The sequence below is a fragment of the uncultured Pseudoteredinibacter sp. genome (assembly GCF_947500695.1).
In the GTDB taxonomy this organism is placed as follows: Bacteria; Pseudomonadota; Gammaproteobacteria; order Pseudomonadales; family Cellvibrionaceae; genus Pseudoteredinibacter.
In genome coordinates this window covers 115488-133867 of sequence record NZ_CANMSS010000002.1, presented here as the reverse complement: position 1 = coordinate 133867, position 18380 = coordinate 115488, and the positions used below count along the sequence as shown (strand labels likewise).

15 protein-coding genes are annotated in these 18380 nt (G+C 46.8%); 5 read left to right on the top strand and 10 right to left on the bottom strand.

Annotated features, from left to right (window positions below):
- Positions 1–15: 15 nt before the first annotated feature.
- Entirely contained in the window at positions 16–504 is a 489-nt protein-coding gene (locus tag Q1A08_RS04315; protein WP_299770181.1) for a disulfide bond formation protein B, read from the bottom strand.
- Between the two features lie 136 nt (positions 505–640).
- On the opposite strand from Q1A08_RS04315, the gene Q1A08_RS04310 reads away from it, so the two are divergent.
- Positions 641–1087 (top strand): flagellar basal body-associated FliL family protein, encoded by a 447-nt coding sequence (locus Q1A08_RS04310; RefSeq protein ID WP_299770179.1) that lies wholly within the window; start codon positions 641–643, stop codon positions 1085–1087.
- Between the two features lie 77 nt (positions 1088–1164).
- Here the strand turns inward: Q1A08_RS04310 and Q1A08_RS04305 are convergent, their stop codons facing one another.
- From Q1A08_RS04305 to Q1A08_RS04295, 3 genes are read right to left on the bottom strand one after another with little or no spacing between them, the layout of a single operon-like run.
- Positions 1165–1821 carry an ACP phosphodiesterase gene (locus Q1A08_RS04305; protein WP_299770177.1) on the bottom strand — a complete coding sequence of 219 codons (657 nt, stop codon included), beginning with the start codon at positions 1819–1821 and terminating at the stop codon, positions 1165–1167.
- A gap of 20 nt (positions 1822–1841) precedes the next feature.
- Entirely contained in the window at positions 1842–3428 is a 1587-nt protein-coding gene (gene gshA, locus Q1A08_RS04300; protein WP_299770176.1) for a glutamate--cysteine ligase, read from the bottom strand.
- Between the two features lie 44 nt (positions 3429–3472).
- The gene (locus Q1A08_RS04295; RefSeq protein WP_299770174.1) at positions 3473–3817 is read right to left on the bottom strand and encodes a hypothetical protein; all 345 of its coding nucleotides are present in this window, start codon (positions 3815–3817) and stop codon (positions 3473–3475) included.
- Between the two features lie 199 nt (positions 3818–4016).
- Between Q1A08_RS04295 and Q1A08_RS04290 the strand changes: the two genes are divergently transcribed.
- A complete protein-coding gene (locus Q1A08_RS04290; protein ID WP_299770171.1) occupies positions 4017–5567 on the top strand; it encodes an alanine/glycine:cation symporter family protein in 1551 nt (516 codons plus the stop codon).
- A gap of 11 nt (positions 5568–5578) precedes the next feature.
- On the opposite strand, the gene Q1A08_RS04285 is transcribed toward Q1A08_RS04290, so the two are convergent.
- Together Q1A08_RS04285 and Q1A08_RS04280 are read right to left on the bottom strand one after the other, a co-directional pair.
- Positions 5579–6007 (bottom strand): hypothetical protein, encoded by a 429-nt coding sequence (locus Q1A08_RS04285; protein WP_299770169.1) that lies wholly within the window; start codon positions 6005–6007, stop codon positions 5579–5581.
- An 85-nt stretch (positions 6008–6092) separates the two neighbouring features.
- Positions 6093–6884, bottom strand: a complete 792-nt coding sequence (locus tag Q1A08_RS04280) for a class II aldolase/adducin family protein (RefSeq protein ID WP_299770167.1) — start codon at positions 6882–6884, stop codon at positions 6093–6095.
- 207 nt (positions 6885–7091) lie between these two features.
- Between Q1A08_RS04280 and iaaH the strand changes: the two genes are divergently transcribed.
- The 3 genes from iaaH (at position 7092) to Q1A08_RS04265 (ending at position 13685) form a co-directional block, all read left to right on the top strand.
- Positions 7092–8516, top strand: coding sequence for an indoleacetamide hydrolase (iaaH, locus tag Q1A08_RS04275; RefSeq protein ID WP_299770165.1), 1425 nt, complete (start codon positions 7092–7094; stop codon positions 8514–8516).
- Between the two features lie 181 nt (positions 8517–8697).
- Positions 8698–10968 (top strand): TonB-dependent receptor, encoded by a 2271-nt coding sequence (locus Q1A08_RS04270; RefSeq protein WP_299770164.1) that lies wholly within the window; start codon positions 8698–8700, stop codon positions 10966–10968.
- 206 nt (positions 10969–11174) lie between these two features.
- Positions 11175–13685: a penicillin acylase family protein gene (locus tag Q1A08_RS04265; protein WP_299770162.1), complete on the top strand. Its 2511-nt coding sequence runs from the start codon at positions 11175–11177 to the stop codon at positions 13683–13685.
- 41 nt (positions 13686–13726) lie between these two features.
- On the opposite strand, the gene metF is transcribed toward Q1A08_RS04265, so the two are convergent.
- The 4 genes from metF to Q1A08_RS04245 all read right to left on the bottom strand — a co-directional run bounded on the left by metF (position 13727) and on the right by Q1A08_RS04245 (position 18370).
- Positions 13727–14569 carry a methylenetetrahydrofolate reductase [NAD(P)H] gene (gene metF, locus Q1A08_RS04260; protein WP_299770160.1) on the bottom strand — a complete coding sequence of 281 codons (843 nt, stop codon included), beginning with the start codon at positions 14567–14569 and terminating at the stop codon, positions 13727–13729.
- 122 nt (positions 14570–14691) lie between these two features.
- Positions 14692–16074: an adenosylhomocysteinase gene (gene ahcY / locus Q1A08_RS04255; RefSeq protein WP_299770158.1), complete on the bottom strand. Its 1383-nt coding sequence runs from the start codon at positions 16072–16074 to the stop codon at positions 14692–14694.
- 17 nt (positions 16075–16091) lie between these two features.
- The gene (gene metK, locus Q1A08_RS04250) at positions 16092–17306 is read right to left on the bottom strand and encodes a methionine adenosyltransferase (RefSeq protein ID WP_299770156.1); all 1215 of its coding nucleotides are present in this window, start codon (positions 17304–17306) and stop codon (positions 16092–16094) included.
- Positions 17307–17374: 68 nt separating this feature from the next.
- Complete coding sequence (locus Q1A08_RS04245; protein WP_299770155.1) at positions 17375–18370, bottom strand: metalloregulator ArsR/SmtB family transcription factor; 996 nt, start codon at positions 18368–18370, stop codon at positions 17375–17377.
- Positions 18371–18380 lie beyond the last annotated feature (10 nt).

Genomic DNA, 18380 nt, shown 5'->3' with positions numbered 1-18380 from the left:
TGGCTCAAGCGCGCCTTAACGGCGCAAGAATTGCCAAACGTTGAACAGGGCTAGGCCAATAAAGGCGACTAAAACCCAGCCAGGCATACTCAGGCCGAATAGGCTCCACATAACCTCACCGCAGTTGCCGTCACCCATCAGTAGGATCTCTAAGGCTTCCATAAAGGGGAAGGTTTCAAACATATAGCTAAGGCCTGGTCCACAAGACGGTAGCTGATCGGGCGGTAAACCTTGTAGGTATAAATGACGGCCAGAGAAGCCGCTACCGGCAAGAGCCATGAGGAAACCGCCAGCAGCATACAGCTTGCGGCCTGTCCCGGCGGGATTATGGATAAACGCGGCAAGGGCAAACAAGCCAACAGCCACAACAAAGATGCGTTGAGTGATGCAAAGAGGGCACGGCGCTAGGCCCATTATTTCTTGAAAGCCTAAAGCAATTAAGATCAGCGCAACACAGCCGATAAAGATTATTAGGTTGGTCATGCGAGGATTGGGTAGTGGCATGTCTGCGAAATCCCGAAGTTTGACTAAAATTACAGGCAAGGGCCCATATCCAAAGGGCCGCCAGTTTACCATATATAGGGCAGCTGTTTGGACCTAAGTGCCGCAGAGCAGTTCCCCAGCGTAATTTGAGGATTATATGAACATCTTATTTGCTGGCCTGGCCAAAAAAGCAGCATCCGCGTTTCTGGCGATCACTATGGCAATGTTGCTAGCCGTATCAACGGCAGTAGCCCAGGATGAAGAAGCTATCGGCCCGGCTGGGCCTTTCTATGTGCCACTACAGCCGGCTTTTGTGCTCAACTATGGTGGCCAAGGACGCCTAAAGTATTTGCGTGCTGAAATCTCTGTGAGGGTTGATTCCATTCATGTAGCCAACTCTGTACGCCATCATCTGCCCTATATTCGCAACAATATAGTGATGTTATTTAGCCGCCAAACCGAAGAGGCCATCAATAGCTTGGATGGTCGCGAGACAATGCGGAAAAAGGCGCTGGAAGAGGTTCGCCGTATCTTATTAAAAGAAGATAAAACCAAAAAAGGCGTAGAAGATTTGTTCTTTACTAATTTTGTAGTTCAAAAATAGAGAACTCAGAAATAAAGAGTTCAGAAATAAAGAACTTAGAAGCGATAAGCCGATCTGACAAGTAAAAAGAATTCGCCTTATAGCGGTTGCCACTGTTGATAGTGGTAACCATGGCTAGCTAGCCTAGTCCCAGCCCAGTGTTTAATCTCTCTAAAGCACTGCTCAAAAAGCTGCTCAATTTCTGAGTATATAGACATCCATTCATCGTAAGCACCAGCCATTAGCTTCGGGCGGCTTAACCGTTGTGCGACTCGATCTAGTGCGACCTTAATGGTTTCTTTGTCTTGGTAAATCTCAAACAGCTTCGCTTCAATACAACGTTGGCTAAAGCGCTTAAAATTATCGGGGGCCAATTGGCAGTCACTCATCTTAGGATAAAGCGCAGCGGAAAATTCAGTTAAGCTGGTTTTGCAATGTTGCAACCAGTGTTTAGCTAGGTAATGATCGAAGCAGATATCCACAATGATCCCAGAAATGCGTCGATACTTTTTATCAAACAGGCTGGCGCAGCTGCGAAAGCTCTCAAGGGAATCGCTATAGGCATCGATAGCGCGATGGTGTTGAATGCCAAATCGGATATTGTCGAATTGCAATAGGGTGGGCTTGTGGATACGGTTTTTTGTAGCGCTATCTTCTTGGCTATAGATAGGGCCCTTGACAAAGTCGCCTAGTAATCCGCCCAGCTGAACTTCGGTGTTGTCACCAGAAAGAAAAGCATGGGCAAGATAGTTCACAGTCGACTTTGATCTTTGGTTTATTCGAAAGGTTTATACTGGGCGTAGAAATTAGCCAGATAGCTTTCAAAATCGATATCTTCTTCCGCTTCAATTTTCTTTTGATCCGCTAAAGAATTAACAGCCAAAGTTTCATAGCGATCAAGGTCATTGCCGCTTAGAGGGTTGTTTAAGAAACTCTGTTGGTGCTGTTCGGCAAGATCCATCGCAACGCGGAAAAAGGTTTTGTCCTCATCCTTCATGGTTTGCAATAATTTGCCAGACGGCGTGAGAGCAGGGTCTTTTACGACTGTTAACTGCTCCTTTAGAGCTTGGCTATGGCCTTCCATTTTATAAGCACTATCAAGCAGTTCAGCAATAGGTTGCATTTGTTCAATAAGCTCGCTGCCCCATTCGCTAATGCTCTTTTCGCCTTCTGCGGTCTGTAGCTTCATTTCTGGATCACGGCCGCGATAAACCGTAAGTTTTTGGTTTTCCTGCATGCGTTGATATTCAGCGCAGTCAGTTTTCGGGCTGTCTTTTAGCAAGCAGAACAGTAAGAAAGTATCGAGAAAATGAATTTGCTCTTGGGTAATGCCAATCGGCGAATATGGATTTACGTCTAAACAGCGAACCTCGATATATTCCACGCCACGTTGATGCAAGGCACTCAGGGCTGTTTCACCTGATCTTGCGGTGCGCTTAGGGCGAATAGTGCTGTAAAACTCATTTTCAATTTGCAGCAAGCTAGAATTTAACTGCTGGTAGTCACCATTGACATCAACCGTACCGATTTTGTCATATGGCTCATAAGGCGTGTTGATCGCCTCGGTCAGCGTGTGTAGGTAATTGTCCAGCTCGTTGTAGCACACCAATAAGGATTTTTGTGCATTGCTTTGGTAGCCAAGGTCACCCATGCGTAATGATGTCGCGAATGGCGCGTGTAAACTGTGATCGTCTTTACCAAAGGCCTGCAGGTTATGAGGCTGATCTTTGACAAAGCTGCGACACACCGCTGGCGATGCACCAAACAAATACAGTAGTAGCCAAAAATATCGACGGAAGTTTCGAATCAAATCAAAATAGCGTTCGGTTTTGTATTGCTGTAAATCCAAACTGCTATTTTCTTGAGTGTGCAACATCGCCCAGAAGGCACTTGGCAAAGAAAAATTATAATGAATGCCGGCAATGGTTTGCATCTTGCGGCCATAGCGATGGCCTAAGCCGTAGCGGTAATAGGTTTTCATGCGGCCGACATTGGAATTGCCATAGCGTGCTACAGGCACTTCTTCATTGCTACCAAGCATACATGGCATACTGGTCGCCCAAAGTAATTCATCTTGAATTTGCTGGGCCGTAAAACGGTGTTGCTGTTCAAGTTGCTTGAGAACTTCGTCCAAGCGGTGAGAGGGTGCGGTAATAAACTCTAGCAGAGCTTCACTGAAGTCGGTTGTGATTTGCGGATGAGTTAGTGCAGACCCTAAGGTTTCAGGGTGCTCTTGCTGGGACAAATTGCCGTCCGGCTGAATGCGTAAGCTCTCTTTTTCGATACCCCTGAGGATGCCGGTAATCAGTGGGCGATTGGCCTTATCGTTTAAGGCTTCAAGTAGGGTGCTATCTAAACTCACGGTACAACCTCAAGGTAAATTTCTTGCGTGCGCAGCGGATACTATTAATCGTTGCTGGCCATCTCATTAGCGTTAACTTCGGCGTTGCTTGCTTCCCCTTTTTCTTCGGGGACGTTGCTCTGTGCTTCAGTTTGTTCTTCTGGCAGCTCAATCTTAGGCTCGGGCAAACTATCGGGGTCCAATATCGGGTGGCGTTTTTCGCTCAGTTGGCAGTCGACGATGCTGATTCGCTGAGTATAGTCCTTGGAATTGACCTCAACCATTTGATTCAAAGCTTCGTCTCGATGCGGGCTGCGATAGAGCACGCTGGCGTCGCGACCATCAAGCCATTCTTTTTGTTTGCTTAAAAAATAACCGTCCTGGTTTTGCAGGATAAAAACTTGGCTCATTGCTGTTTCTCATTTGCCATATATTCAGCCTTATAGATAAGGGCAGTGTAGCGATTATCAAGTACTGGCTCTAGTGCCGAGCATGGATTTCATCGTGCATATTTGTGTTCTGTCGCTTGCGAATGCGCAGTGGGCGGTGCTTTCAATCTTTTGCTGAATATGTTTAGGTAGATTTAAGTAATAATAAAAGACCCCTTATATGTACTCTCGCAGCGCTCGAAAAGCCGCATTTTCACCTGTTTCCCCCCTCTTTATCTGTTTTGCCCTGTTTATTGTCAGTTTGCTCTTTCATGCCCGTGTTTCCGCCAGCGTTGATGAGCAAATTAACACTGTCTTGGCACCCATGGCGGATGGTCTAGCGGCCATTGTGTTCTACGCTGTGCCGATAGCCGGGGTGGAGCTACCGCTAATTGTGGTATGGCTGGTAATGGCTGCGCTGCTTTTTACTTTGTATCTTGGCTTTATCAATGCGCGGGGCTTTACCTTAGCTTGGCGATTGGCCTTTGGGCAATATGCCGATCCAAAAAGCCCTGGTGATATCTCGCCCTTTAAGGCGGTTGCCACGGCGGTATCGGGCACGGTTGGGGTCGGCAATATCGGTGGTGTGGCTGTTGCCATTATGGCGGGTGGGCCAGGAGCGACTTTCTGGCTAATATTGGCTGGGCTTTTAGGTATGTCGACCAAGCTGGTCGAATGTACATTGGCCGTGAAATATCGCTCCTACCACGAGGACGGTACGGTTGCGGGTGGCCCGATGTACTACCTTAACAGAGGGTTGGCTAAGCGCGGTTGGCATAAGTTAGGACGTTCCTTGGGTGCCTTCTATGCTGTCGCCATTGTTATCGGTTGTATGGGCATTGGTAATATGTTCCAGTCCAATCAGGCCTATGTGCAGTTTGTTAATGTCAGTGGTGGTGATACTAGTTGGTTTGCTGATCGGGCCTGGTTGTTTGGTCTGCTGCTTGCCGCTATTGTCGCGGCGGTCATTATTGGTGGTATTCAGTCTATTTCAAGGGTAACCGGTAAATTGGTGCCCTTTATGGCAGTGCTATACACGGTTTCCTGTGTATTAATTCTCGCCTACCATGCCGATAGAGTTTTGCCAGCATTTGTATTAATTTTTGAAGGTGCCTTTAGTCCGGAAGGTATTTCGGGTGGTATGTTGGGTGTAATGATTATCGGTTTTCAGCGTGCTTTGTTTTCGAACGAAGCGGGTTTGGGGTCGGCCTCAATCGCCCATGCTGCAGTAAAAACCAATCACCCAGCTTCAGAGGGTTTGGTGTCTCTACTTGAGCCCTTCATTGATACTGTTGTTATTTGTACGCTATCTTCTCTGGTGATCATTACTACAGTCTATGGCTCGCCGCTAATGGAATCGGGTTTAGAAGGTGTAGCGCTCACTTCGGCAGCTTTCGAATCTACTGTATCGTGGTCACCTTATCCTCTAGCGATTGCCGCTTTGTTATTTGCATTCTCTACGATGATTTCTTGGGCCTACTACGGTCGCCAAGCTTGGCAATATTTGGTGGGTGATAAGCCCGTACTCGTTCAACTTTTCAATTTGGTTTTCTGTGGCTTTGTCGCTTTAGGTTGCGTGATGCAACTGGAAGCCGTGCTGAAGTTTTCAGATGCTTTGGTATTCTTAATTGCCGTGCCGAATATTATTGGCCTGTTAATTATGTTGCCTGAGGTTAAAGCTGAATTAGGCAGTTATTTAAAAGCCATTAAAAATGGTGAGATTGAGCGCTGATTGCTTTGCGATTATTGATCAAGGGCTTGGCCGAAACCAAGCCTTACAAAAATAGCATTTAGCGATAAAGCCAACGCAACAGCAAACATGGAAAATAATCCAAGTTTGCTGATCGGGCGATTTAAATCTGCTTCAAAGGATTCATTGAAAAAGCCATAGCTTATAGAAATAAAACTCAAAAAGCTCAAGCCTGAAGCGATAATTATTAGCGGGAATATTGGTTTCCAAACGGCTGTAATAGAAGCAAACGCTAAATGGAAACAAGCCAGCAAAAGCGTATAAATATGCGCTGATCGAAAGAGCATGCGCGGGCCATCAGGCATATCCTGCAAGGCATTGTGAGCCTGCATCATATACATGCCTTGCCCCAAAAACAGCAATATACCAATGCTGCCAACTAAACAATGTAGCGCTAACAAGGTTTGGGGGAGTGATTTCAAAGCGATCCTCGCATACAAAAATAGGTGGCCCTTGGCCACCTATTATAAGTGCTGATTGCAAGCTCAGCTAGATAGCGAGCTTGCTTTAATCAAATAGATCAGGCTGTTCTTTGCTGATGACATCGTACAACGGCTTGAAACTAAACCAACCGGCTAGTTCGCTACCTACGGTGCCATGGGTTTGTTTGGCATGCTCGGGGCTAATCAATTTTGGTGTGCCGGCCGCTTCCGCCATCAATTGTGCCTGACAGCTGCGCTCCATGGTGATATACCACCAGGCGGCAGACTCAACTGATTGCCCTACGGTTAGTAAACCATGGTTCTGCAAGATAATCGCTTTTTTGTCGCCTAAGGCCTGGCCAATTCGCTCGCCTTCATCAAGATCTAAAACTACCCCGGTAAACTCTCCAAGCAATGCATGATCTTCGTAAAACGCGCAAGAATCCTGGGTGATGGGATCTAAAAGTCGACCAAGGCTAGACCAGCTTTTACCGTAAACAGAGTGAGCGTGAGCAGCGGCTATTACATCTGGGCGTGCGGCATGTACTCTTGAATGAATAGTGAAAGCGGCACCGTTTAGCAGGCCCTGACCCTCGACTACATTACCTTCGTGATCTACCAACAAGAGATCGGAAACTTTCATTTGCTTAAAAGATACACCCATAGGGTTTACCCAAAAGTGATCTAAGCGCTCTGGGTCGCGTACGGTAATATGGCCAGCTACGCCTTCGTCAAAGCCAAAGCGGCCGAATAGACGAAAAGCTGCTGCTAATTTTTGCTTACGCTGAAGGCGCTCTTCTTCAACCGGTAGGGCATCAGAACCAGGGATACCCATGCCATCATTGTTCATCACGATGTCGTTAACTTGATCATTCATAGTGCTTTTATCTCTTGTTATGTTCTTAGCGCTTAGCGCCTACGATCTATGGTTGTTTCAATACGGTTGGCCTAATAAATACCAGTATCTACCTTAGGTATCAAAAAAGCTGTCATCCAGGCGACAAAATCATCATTAGTGATGACGCCACAGAGTAAGGTTTCTTCTAGGCTATGACTATCTAGACAAGAATAAAAAGGGGAAATCATGAAAAAGACAATCGCAATTGCCTTGGCTACGGCTGCCATCGGTGGCTGTGACTCAATGTCGGGGCAATCTTCAAGCGCCGAGACCGAGCGCGCTATAGCGGCTGCACAGCAACTTCAAGCACTAAACTCAATGCTCTATGTGGATACCAAACAGCTAAGGAAAGCTGCTAGGCAGCAAGATTCGCTAAGTAAAGAAGAGCGTGATGCTTTGCCCTTGTCTGGTATGACCTTGGTGGTTAAAGACAATATCCATGTTGCTGGGATGCCCAATACGGCAGGCACTGAAGCTTTGAAGGATTTTGTGCCGAGCAAAGACGCAGGGGTGGTTAAGCGCCTGCGCGATGCTGGGGCCTTGATTGTCGGCAAGAGTAATCTGCATGAGTTGGCTTATGGCATAACCAGCAATAACTATTTTACCGGAGCGGTGCAGAACCCTGCTAAGCCCGACTATTTTGCCGGTGGCAGTAGTGGCGGTACGGCGGCGGCTATTGCCGGTGGAATCGTTAGGGCAGGCCTTGGCACTGATACCGGTGGCTCAACACGCATTCCAGCAGCCTTGACAGGCATTGTTGGCTTTCGTCCGTCACTAGGGCGCTACCCTGCTGATGGTTTGACCATGATTTCCAATACCCGTGATACAGTCGGTCCCATGGCCATTGATGTTGCGACAGTGGCGCTATTAGATGCCGTCTTGGCGGCGAAAGGCTCTGCGCAATTAGTAGATCTCAGCTCACAGCCTATTAGGCTGGGGGTGGCGCGTGACTACTTCTATCAAAACTTAGAGCCCGAAGTAGAGGCAGGCATCGACAAGGCGCTGGCCTTGTTAGAGCAAGCGAATATTAGCTTGGTAGAAATATCAGCGAATCAATTAGCCGAGTTAAATCATCAGGTTAGCTTTCCTGTGGTGCTGCACGAAACCGCACAATTGTTGCCGAAGTACCTTCGTGATCATGAAATTTCTAGCTCGGTTGAGGAGCTTGTTGAATCAATTAAAAGCCCGGATGTGAAGCAAGTGGTAGGGCAGGCACTTGCAGGTGCTGTCAGTGCGGAACAGTATCAACAGGCGATCGAGCTGCATCGACCAGCCTTACAGGCTTATTATCAACAGCTTTTTGATGACAATAAAATTGACGCTTTAATCTTCCCAACCACTGCTTTGACGGCTCGCCCTATAAAAGGCAGTGAAGAAACCGTCACGGCAAAGGAAGATGGTAGCGGCGCTTTGTTAGCAACTTTCCCTAGCTACATTCAAAACACGGACCCGGCCAGTAATGTAGGTAGCCCCGGCATTTCCATTCCCGCAGGAGTTTCGGCTCTAGGCTTGCCCATGGCTGTTGAGCTTGATGGCCCCATTGGTAGTGACCGCAAATTATTAGCGATTGCGGCCCGCGTCGAGAAAATCCTAAAACCCCTAAACCGCTAGTTTGGCATAGAGAAATGGCGCATCCCCCCTCAGCTGCTAGCATCAAATAGCAGGCAGAGTGTTTTATTCAAATTATTTTGGAGGGGGTTTTGCCAAGCGGTGTTATTGACACTAGGACGGCCGACGATTCAGCAAAGAGCTGTCAACAATAATGATAATTCGAGATGATGAGGACAACATAATGAAACACCCTTTAGCCGTAGCAATTCGCCGCGCGGCGGCGGTAACAGCCATGAGCGCTGTTTCCCTAAGTGCATTGGCACAAATTGAAGAAGTTGTGGTCACGGCTCAGCACCGCGCTGAAAACGTGCAGGATATTCCAATTGCGGTAACTGCACTTGGCGCTGATGAAATTAAAAAATCCGATATTTTTGATGCCGGCAGTATTGCTCAACATACTCCGGGTTTATCGTTCAGTGAGTTTTCTCCGGGTCAGGCGATTCCATCTTTGCGAGGTATTTCCTCGGTTGATGACGGTGCCGGTCTGGACAACTCTGTAGCCCTATTTTTAGATGGCGTGTACATCGGCCGTGGTGCCAGTATTAACTTCGACATGTTCGACTTAGAGCGTGTAGAAGTATTGCGTGGTCCGCAGGGTACACTATTTGGTCGTAACGCTATTGGTGGTGCTATCAACGTAGTATCCGCTAAGCCGACAGATGAAACCAAACTAAAAGCCGGCATGACGGTAGGTAACGAAGGTATTTTGCGTTATCAAGGTTTGGTGAGCGGCGCTTTAAGTGACAATGTGTTCGGTAAAATCAGTGTTAACCATCGTGAGCATGATGGCTATGTTGATAACGTTCTACTGGGTACTGAGTTACAAGACGAAGATCAAACTTCTATTCGCGCGCAATTGCGTGTTGAAGCTGAAAGTTCAGACTGGTTGCTTTCCGTAGATACCATGGAAGACAGCCGCGCTGATATGGGCCGCACTGGTGTTAATGATAACGCACCACTAAGTGCCATTATGGCAGCAAATGGCGTAACTGGTCCGCGTCAAAATGCGGCATCACGTGATGGTTATTCAGAGCGTGAAGCTAGCGGTATTAGCTTGCAGGGTGATATCGAATTCGATACCGGTACACTAACCACCATTACTGCATTCCGTACGGCTGAAACTGATTGGTCAATGGCCTCTGTGGGCGCTCCACTTGGTGCGCTAGGTTTGCCTTTCGATGAAGTGATGGACGATATCAAAGAAGATATCGATACCTTCTCTCAAGAATTACGTTGGACATCAAACCTTGATGGTAATTTTAACTACACCGCAGGTTTGTATTTCTTCACCGAAGAAACCGATCGAACTGAAATCTTCCGTATTACCAAAGCCGGCAGCTTCGATGGCTTTAGAGCTACCGATGTAGGCAGTCAGGAAATTATTGGTAACGAATACGCATTTACCGGTAACGAAACTACCAGTTATGCGGCCTACTGGCAGGGTACTTGGGAGTTCAGTGAGCAGCTGCACCTAACCTTGGGTGCGCGTTACACCGTTGATGAAAAAGATTACAAAGCCGTATCTGTTAACTGTGATTTAGTGCGTGATAATGATCCATCGATTATTGGCACACAGTTTGAAAACTTCGCGCCTTGTGGCGGTGTTGGTGGCAGTTTGAACATTATTGCTGAAGCCTTCGAAGTTAATCCAAGTGATGACTGGAACGATTTTTCTCCTAAGATCGCCATGCAGTACTTCCCGAATGACAATATGATGTTCTTTGCGTCGGCATCGAAAGGTTATAAGTCTGGTGGCTTTGCTGGTTCGCAAGGTGTTGAGTCTTCGGCCTCTACCCCGGTAGATCCTGAAACCGCATTAAACTATGAAGTTGGCTTTAAAGGCGACTTTATGGATAACAGTTTGCGCATGAACGTAACGGCCTTCTACACCGATTATGAAGATCTACAGGTCGTTCGTTTTGGCCCTGTACCGGGTTCAAGTTTTGGTACTTTCTTGACTACCAATATCGGTGAAGCTGAAATTACGGGTGCTGAGCTGGAAGTTACTTGGTATCCGACCGAAAACTTCTACATCAAAGGCTTCTACGCCTATATGGATAGTGAAGTTAGCGATCTAATTATTGAAACCACTAGTGGTATTGTTGATGCCTCTGGTAAAGGTCTGCGCTCTGCGCCACCAAATAGCTCTAACTTATCCTTTAACTACAATGTGCCCATGGAAAATGGCGCGATGGATTTTCGTTTAGAATACAGCTACTCGGATGAGCAGCGCGGTGACTACATCGATGACCGTATCACTTTGGATGCTTATGAGTTGTGGGATGCGCGCGCCGCATGGACGTCAGCTGATGAGCAATGGGAAGTGGCCTTATGGGGTAAGAACTTAATGGATGAGGATTACATTTCTCACCAGTATGTTATTGGCCCTGGTGGTATCGGTGTATGGGGTGCGCCACGCACCTACGGTCTAACCGTTAACTACTCTATGTAATAGAACTTCGGCTGGCGTAATGCTCTCCCTCTTGGTGCCAGTCGAAGCTTTTGAAAAAGTCGATTTCGTTGTGTATTTAGCCCAGTCAATTTGATTGGGCTTTTTTTTAGCTATAAAAACCTACTTTGTTTGTATTGCATCATTAGATACTTCATAAATAATTTAGCTGAGCGATAAGCCATATAAAAATAAGTTGGGAATTAAAAATGAAAAGTGCATTAAGTCTAGCTCTAATCTCTATGGGGCTTGTTTCATCTTGTGGATCACCCGAATTAAGTAGTCCTCAGCTTGCCAAGGAAGCTAGCCAATCAGCTGTCGAAATTATTCGAGATGAATACGGTACACCGCATATTTATGGTGAAGATAATTATGGGGTTTATTATGGCTATGGCTATGCCATTGCTGAAGATCGCTTGTATCAAATGGAAATGCTAAGAAGGACCGTGTTGGGGCAAGTCTCAGAAGTGCTAGGTGATAAGTATCTCAGTTTAGATGAACACATTCGTCGCAGCTACAATCTAGCTGATGTTCAGCGTCAATTGGCTGAGGTAGCTTCGGAGGAGCGCTCATTATTGGAAGCCTATGCCCAGGGCTTTAATGCCAGAGTAGAGGAGGTGTTAGCCAATAAAAATGAGCTATTACCTCTAGAGTTTAAAGAAAATGACTTCTTACCCAAGCAATGGCAAGCATATGATGTTGCCATGATTTTTGCAGGTGCAATCGCACATCGTTATTCTGATTTTAGCTCGGAGCGGGATAATCTAGCCTTATGGCAGAGCTTGCGCAATCAGCATGGCGAAGAAAAAGCCTGGGATATATTCAATGCCTCTAAATGGCTCCTGGATCACGATTCGCCCACTACGGTGCCTCGAGATGGTGACGTCGAATTACAGGGTAACAAGCTACCTAAATACCTTAATAAGTTAGCAGCAGTTGGCAAAACCTCACGCGTCGCGGTAAACCAGAATGGCGAGTTTCAGGGTATAACAAATGATCCTGCCATAGCTGAAAGTTTTGAAACTTTAATTGCTAAGAATGGATTTACGGTTAGCGCGGAATTCTCTCCGGCCAGTAACTTTTGGTCTGTTTCCTCCGCTAAAACTGAGGGCGCTAATGGCGTTTTGCTCAATGGCCCACAATTTGGTTGGAGCTTGCCTTCCTATGTGAATGGAATTGGCCTGCATGGTGGTGACTTTGAAGTGGCCGGAAACACCTTGCTGGGCTTGCCCGCATTGTTGTTTGCCCATAACAATAAAATTGCCTGGGGAAGTACGGCCGGCTTAAGTGATCAGGTTGATGAATACATCCTTAAACTTAACCCAGAAAACCCAGAGCAATACTGGCACAAAGGTGAATACAAGAACTTCCAAAGCTGGGAAGAAACCATCCATGTGAAAGGTGGTGCTAATCACAAGTTAAAGGCAAGGAAGTCGGCACAAGGTATGGTAATGATTCACCTACCTGAAGAAGGTGTGGCAGTAAGTAGGGCGCGAGCTTGGGAAGGTAAAGAGCTAGCAACGCTTTTGAGCTGGATTGAACTTTCTAAGAAAGATTCTATTCACGATGCTAAAAAAGCGGTAGAGGGTGTGGCTACCAACATTAATTTTTACTACATGGATATCAAAGGCAATATCGCCTACACCCATGGCGGTAATTATCCCCAGCGCGTTGCTGGACATGATCCTCGTTTACCCGTGCCGGGCGATGGCTCTTACGATTGGTTAGGTATGCGCCCTTATAGCGAAAACCCAAGCGTTGAAAACCCGGCACAGGCTTACATCAGTAACTGGAATAACCGCCCATCTGCTGACTGGGTAGTCTCTGATCTTTGGCCTTTAACCTGGGGCCGGGCACATCGCGTACAACACATTAACCAGCAGTTGGAAAGCCAGGCGACATTCACCCCGGAGGAAGTTTGGGCTATTAATAAGAAAGTTAGTTATCGCGATTCTAGCCTGCCTTATTTGTTACCATACCTGCAAAAAGCTTTATCAAAAAGCAAGCTAAATGATATCGAAAGGGCAGCGTTGAAAACCCTGGAATCTTGGGATCAGAACTGGATAGCTGATGAGCAGGGTAACTATCCCGCGGCCGCTGCGATAGCGGAAAACTTCGTAAGTACGCTAGTAAAAAATGCGATTCACGATGATGTGGGTGATGATTTCTTTTATCTCTATAGCGCCACCGGCTACCCGACCGTAAAATTGGGGCCATCCATGTTGGTGGGCAGTGGCACGCGAGCCTTAATAAAAAATCTAGATGCGCTTGCCTCCAATCAAGAGCCTATTTACGATTTCTTTTCTGGGCAATCCGAGCAAGTATTACAGCGTAGCTTTCGCGAAGCTGTGAAGCGCTTGATGCAACAGCAGGGCTTGACGGTAAGCGCATGGAAGATTCCTTCGCCGACAATGGAATGGCTGGGAGTCAACTTTAGAGGGGTGCCGCAAGCTGCTAAGCGTCCTGTAGTAGAGATTCCGGAGTATGCGAATCGGGGCAGTGAGAATAACTTATTTATAGCTCGCGGCGATCGCTTCGAGGCCTATGATTCTATTCCGCCGGGCCAGAGTGGTTTTGTGAATACCGCAGGTGAGGAAGATCCCCACTATCGAGATCAGTTGGAAATGTTTTCTCAATTTAAATATAAGAAGATTCCGGCCAGTAAAGATGAGATCTTGCAATCCAAGCATAAAATAAAACTGCTTGTGGTAAATAAGTAGTAACCCAAAAGAAAAAGGCCGTTTAAAAACGGCCTTTTTTATTACTCGCTACCCAGTAGATTCACTAAAATTTGAGATGTGGGCTGGGTTTGGTTCATACTGTAAAAGTGCAAGCCTGGAGCGCCGTTATCAAGCAGCATTTCACAAAGGTCAGATACCAGATCAATACCAAAAGAAATAATACTCTCTTGATCATCACCAAAGTCTTCTAAGCGTCTAGCCATCCAACGAGGAATCTCTGCGCCACAATTGGCACTAAAGCGGGCGAGATTTTGATAATTAATTATCGGCATAATACCCGGGATAATTGGCTGATCGATGCCTGCTGCCTGACACTGATCCACAAAATAAAAGTAAGAATCAGGATTATAAAAATACTGGGTTATAGCGCTGCTGGCGCCGGCATCAAACTTGCCTTTTAGATACTCAATATCTTTTTTATAACTGCGTGCTTCTGGGTGGATCTCTGGGTAAGCCGCCACTTCAATATGGAAGTGATCGCCAAAATGCTCACGAATAAAGCTCACTAGCTGGTTGGCATAAACCAGCTGAGAGGCACCGCCCATGCCGGAAGGCATGTCACCGCGCAGGGCCACGATGCGTTTTACACCGCCTTCTTTGTATTCTTGCAGCAGCTGCTTAATGGTGTCTTCGTCATCGCCACCAAAGGATAGATGCGGCGCTGTATCGAAGCCAGTGTTGATAGAATCCAACACAATGCCCTTGGTGCTATCGCGGGTAGATCCCCCGGCACCATAGGTGACTGAATAGAACTCTGGTTGGAATAAGGCCAGCTCTTCTTGTACAGCCTTTAATTTCTCTTTTCCTTTTTGAGTTTTTGGTGGGAAAAACTCAAAGCTAACAGGAATATGCTCATTGCTCATGGTATTTGGCCTGTTTATTTTGAACAGTGCTCGATAATCGCTGCTTCTGTTTTTACACAGAAGCAGCGAAGCTGTTATTGCTAAGCTCAGTAATTGTATTAGTACCTAGCTCGGTACTTATTTTAGTACTTATAAGATTCTGGCTTGAATGGACCGTCAACTTCAACGCTAATATAATCAGCCTGGGTTTGGGTTAGTTTGGTAATCACGCCACCAAAACCCGCAACCATATCGGCCGCTACTTCCTCGTCCAGTTTCTTCGGCAACACTTTAACGTAAAGTGCATCTTTCTTTTCGCCTTCCATTAAATCGGCGAATTTGCGCTCCCACAAATAAATTTGTGCTAGCACTTGGTTAGCGAAAGAACCATCCATAATGCGTGATGGGTGGCCAGTAGCATTACCCAAGTTCACCAAACGACCTTCAGAAAGCAGCAGCAAATGATCCTTTTCAGCTTTATTGCGGTAAATTTTGTGAACCTGTGGTTTAACTTCTTCCCACTCCCAGTTTTCACGCATATAAGCAGTGTCGATTTCATTATCGAAGTGGCCAATGTTACACACTACAGCACCGTTCTTTAGGCTCTGAAGCATATTGGCATCACAAACATTGGTGTTTCCTGTGGTGGTAACAATCAGGTCGGTAGTGCCTAGTAATTCTTTATTGATGCAGCTAAGTTCGCCGGTATTCACACCGTCGATATAAGGCGAAACAATCTCAAAGCCATCCATGCAGGCTTGCATTGCGCAGATAGGGTCAATTTCAGTAACTTTAACGATCATGCCTTCTTGGCGCAAAGAAGCTGCAGAGCCTTTACCTACATCGCCGTAACCTACTACAAGCGCTTTTTTGCCGCTTAATAGGTGGTCTACGCCGCGTTTGATGGCATCATTCAAAGAGTGACGACAACCGTACTTGTTATCGTTTTTCGATTTGGTAACAGAGTCGTTAACATTGATAGCTGGAACTTTTAGCTCGCCTTTTTCTAACATCTCAACCAAGCGGTGTACACCGGTGGTGGTTTCTTCAGAAATACCGTGGATGCTGTCCAATACTTGCGGATACTTTTCGTGGCACATTTGGGTTAGGTCGCCGCCATCATCTAGGATGATGTTGGAATCCCAAAGCTTGTCACTGTCTTTTTCGGCTAGAATAGTTTGCTCGATACACCACCAGAACTCTTCCTCGGTTTCACCTTTCCAGGCAAAAACAGGAATGCCAGCTGCGGCGATAGCAGCGGCAGCGTGATCTTGGGTAGAGAAAATATTACAAGATGACCAGCGTACATCAGCGCCTAGCTCAACTAGGGTTTCGATAAGTACGGCAGTTTGGATGGTCATATGAATACAACCCATAATCTTGGCGCCCGCCAAAGGTTGTGAATCTTTGTACTTGCGACGCAAAGCCATCAATGCCGGCATTTCGCCTTCAGCAATTTCAATCTCTTTGCGGCCCCACTCGGCCAAGCTGATGTCAGCAACTTTATAATCAGTAAATTCGCTCATGTCTTTTCTCTCAAATATTATTGGCTAAGGGCTGCTTTTAAAGCATCCACTTTGTCTGTTTTTTCCCAGGTGAAGGCGGTGAAAGTATCTTTTTTACTTTCGCCGTTTTCTATCCACTCGTAACTGTGCTCAAACGGTTCGCGGCCAAAATGACCGTAGGCTGCGGTGAGCTGATACATTGGGTGCTGTAGGTCTAATACCTTGGTGATAGCGTATGGACGAAGATCGAAGACCTCGCGAATTGCGGTAATCAATTGCTCGTCACTCACTTTACCAGTACCAAAAGTATTCACCGAAATAGAAGTTGGTTCGGCAACACCGATAGCGTAGGACACCTGAATTTCGCAGCGATCAGCTAAGCCAGCAGCAACAACGTTTTTAGCAACATAGCGGCCTGCATAAGCTGCTGAGCGATCTACTTTGGATGGGTCTTTACCAGAGAAAGCACCACCACCGTGGCGAGCCATGCCGCCATAGGTATCTACAATAATTTTACGCCCAGTTAGACCAGCATCACCTACTGGGCCACCAATGACGAAATTGCCTGTTGGGTTGATGTGATACTGAGTGTCTTCATGCAATAACTCTGCTGGAAGAACATGTTTAATAATGTTCTCTAGAACAGCTTCACGGATATCTTCTTGGCTAATCTCGGGGTTGTGCTGGGTCGATAAAACGACTGCATCAACGGCTACTGGTTTGCCATCTTCATAGCGCAAGGTAACTTGTGACTTTGCGTCTGGACGCAACCAAGGTAAGACACCGTCTTTACGAAGTTGAGCTTGGCGCTCTACTAAGCGGTGCGAGTAGTAAACCGGCGCTGGCATCAGCGTTGGTGTTTCATTGGTGGCATAACCAAACATGAGGCCCTGGTCGCCGGCACCTTGGTCTTCTGGTTTGGCACGGTCGACACCTTGGTTAATATCCACAGATTGTTTACCAATGGCGTTGATCACCGCGCAGCTATCACCGTCGTAGCCCACATCAGAGCTGTTATAGCCGATGTCTTTAATCACATCACGAATAATGTCTTCCAGATCGACATAGCAGCTCGTGGTTAGCTCACCTGCGACGATGGCCATACCGGTTTTCACCAAAGTTTCGACGGCTACGCGCGCGTCTTTATCACGCGCGATAATGGCGTCCAAAATGGCATCGGAAATCTGATCGGCCATTTTATCCGGGTGACCTTCGGATACTGATTCCGAAGTAAAAATGCTGTACTCAGACATAACTCATTTCCTAAACTCATGGCCTTAGGCCAAAACGATTCGCAGGGCTGGAGATACAATTATTAGTATCAAGCCTGTGCGGGTTTTATAAATTCACGTATTTGAATTTGAAAGCCATTGCGCAACGCAAAGTAAATGCTTTGGCCTTCTTCAAGGCCGGCTTCTGCGCTCCACTGACTTAAATCCTGGGGTTCAAAACCTAGCCATAAATCACCACAGGCTTCTTGAGCCCAAGCCTGATCGTGACGGCATAGATCAGTAACCAGCAGAACCCCACCGCTGGCCAAACTACTGGCTAAATCACTAAAAATTTGAGCTGGTGATGGGGTGTGGTGCAAAACCATATTGACGACTATGCATTGCGCGGCAATGTCTAGTTCGTGCAAGCGTCTTGTGTCACCTAACACTAACTCAACGTTATTCAGCCCTTTTGAATGTACCAGTTGACGTGAGGTCTCCAGCATGGCTGGGCTGTTATCTAGTGCAAAAACGGTATCAAATCGCTCTGCCAAAAAGGGCAAAAACTCTCCTTCACCGGGGCCGAGCTCAAGGGCTAGTCGATTTTCGCCTGTCTTATCAAAAGGTGCGGCCAATAAGGCTTCCGCAACCTGCTCCTGGTAGACCGGGAAGCTTGCAATTAAGTCGGCTTGTTCACGAAACTTGCCGGCATTTTCGGTGAAAAACTTGCGAGAAGCGGTTTCGCGCTCGCTTTGAATTTCATCTAAGCGGGCTTGTAACTCTGGCTCTAGTGGCAAGCTATCGACACTGATAAATAAGCGCCTTTGGGCTTCGCCTAATAGTGGGTCAACACTGGTGAGCGCACGGCGATAGAAGATTGAATTGCCTTCGCGCCGAGTTGCGACCAAGCCCGCTGAGGCAAGCACCTTTAAATGGTGGCTCATACTGGACTGCTTCAATTCGAAAATTGAAACCAGCTCTAACACCCCATAGGAATCTCTGGCTAGCACGCGTAAAACCTCGAGACGCAAAGGGTCCGCCGCAGCCTTTAATAGGGCGGCTAACTGCTCAGCGGGGCGTTCTTGAGGGTTCTCATCACTAGACATAATGGGGAGT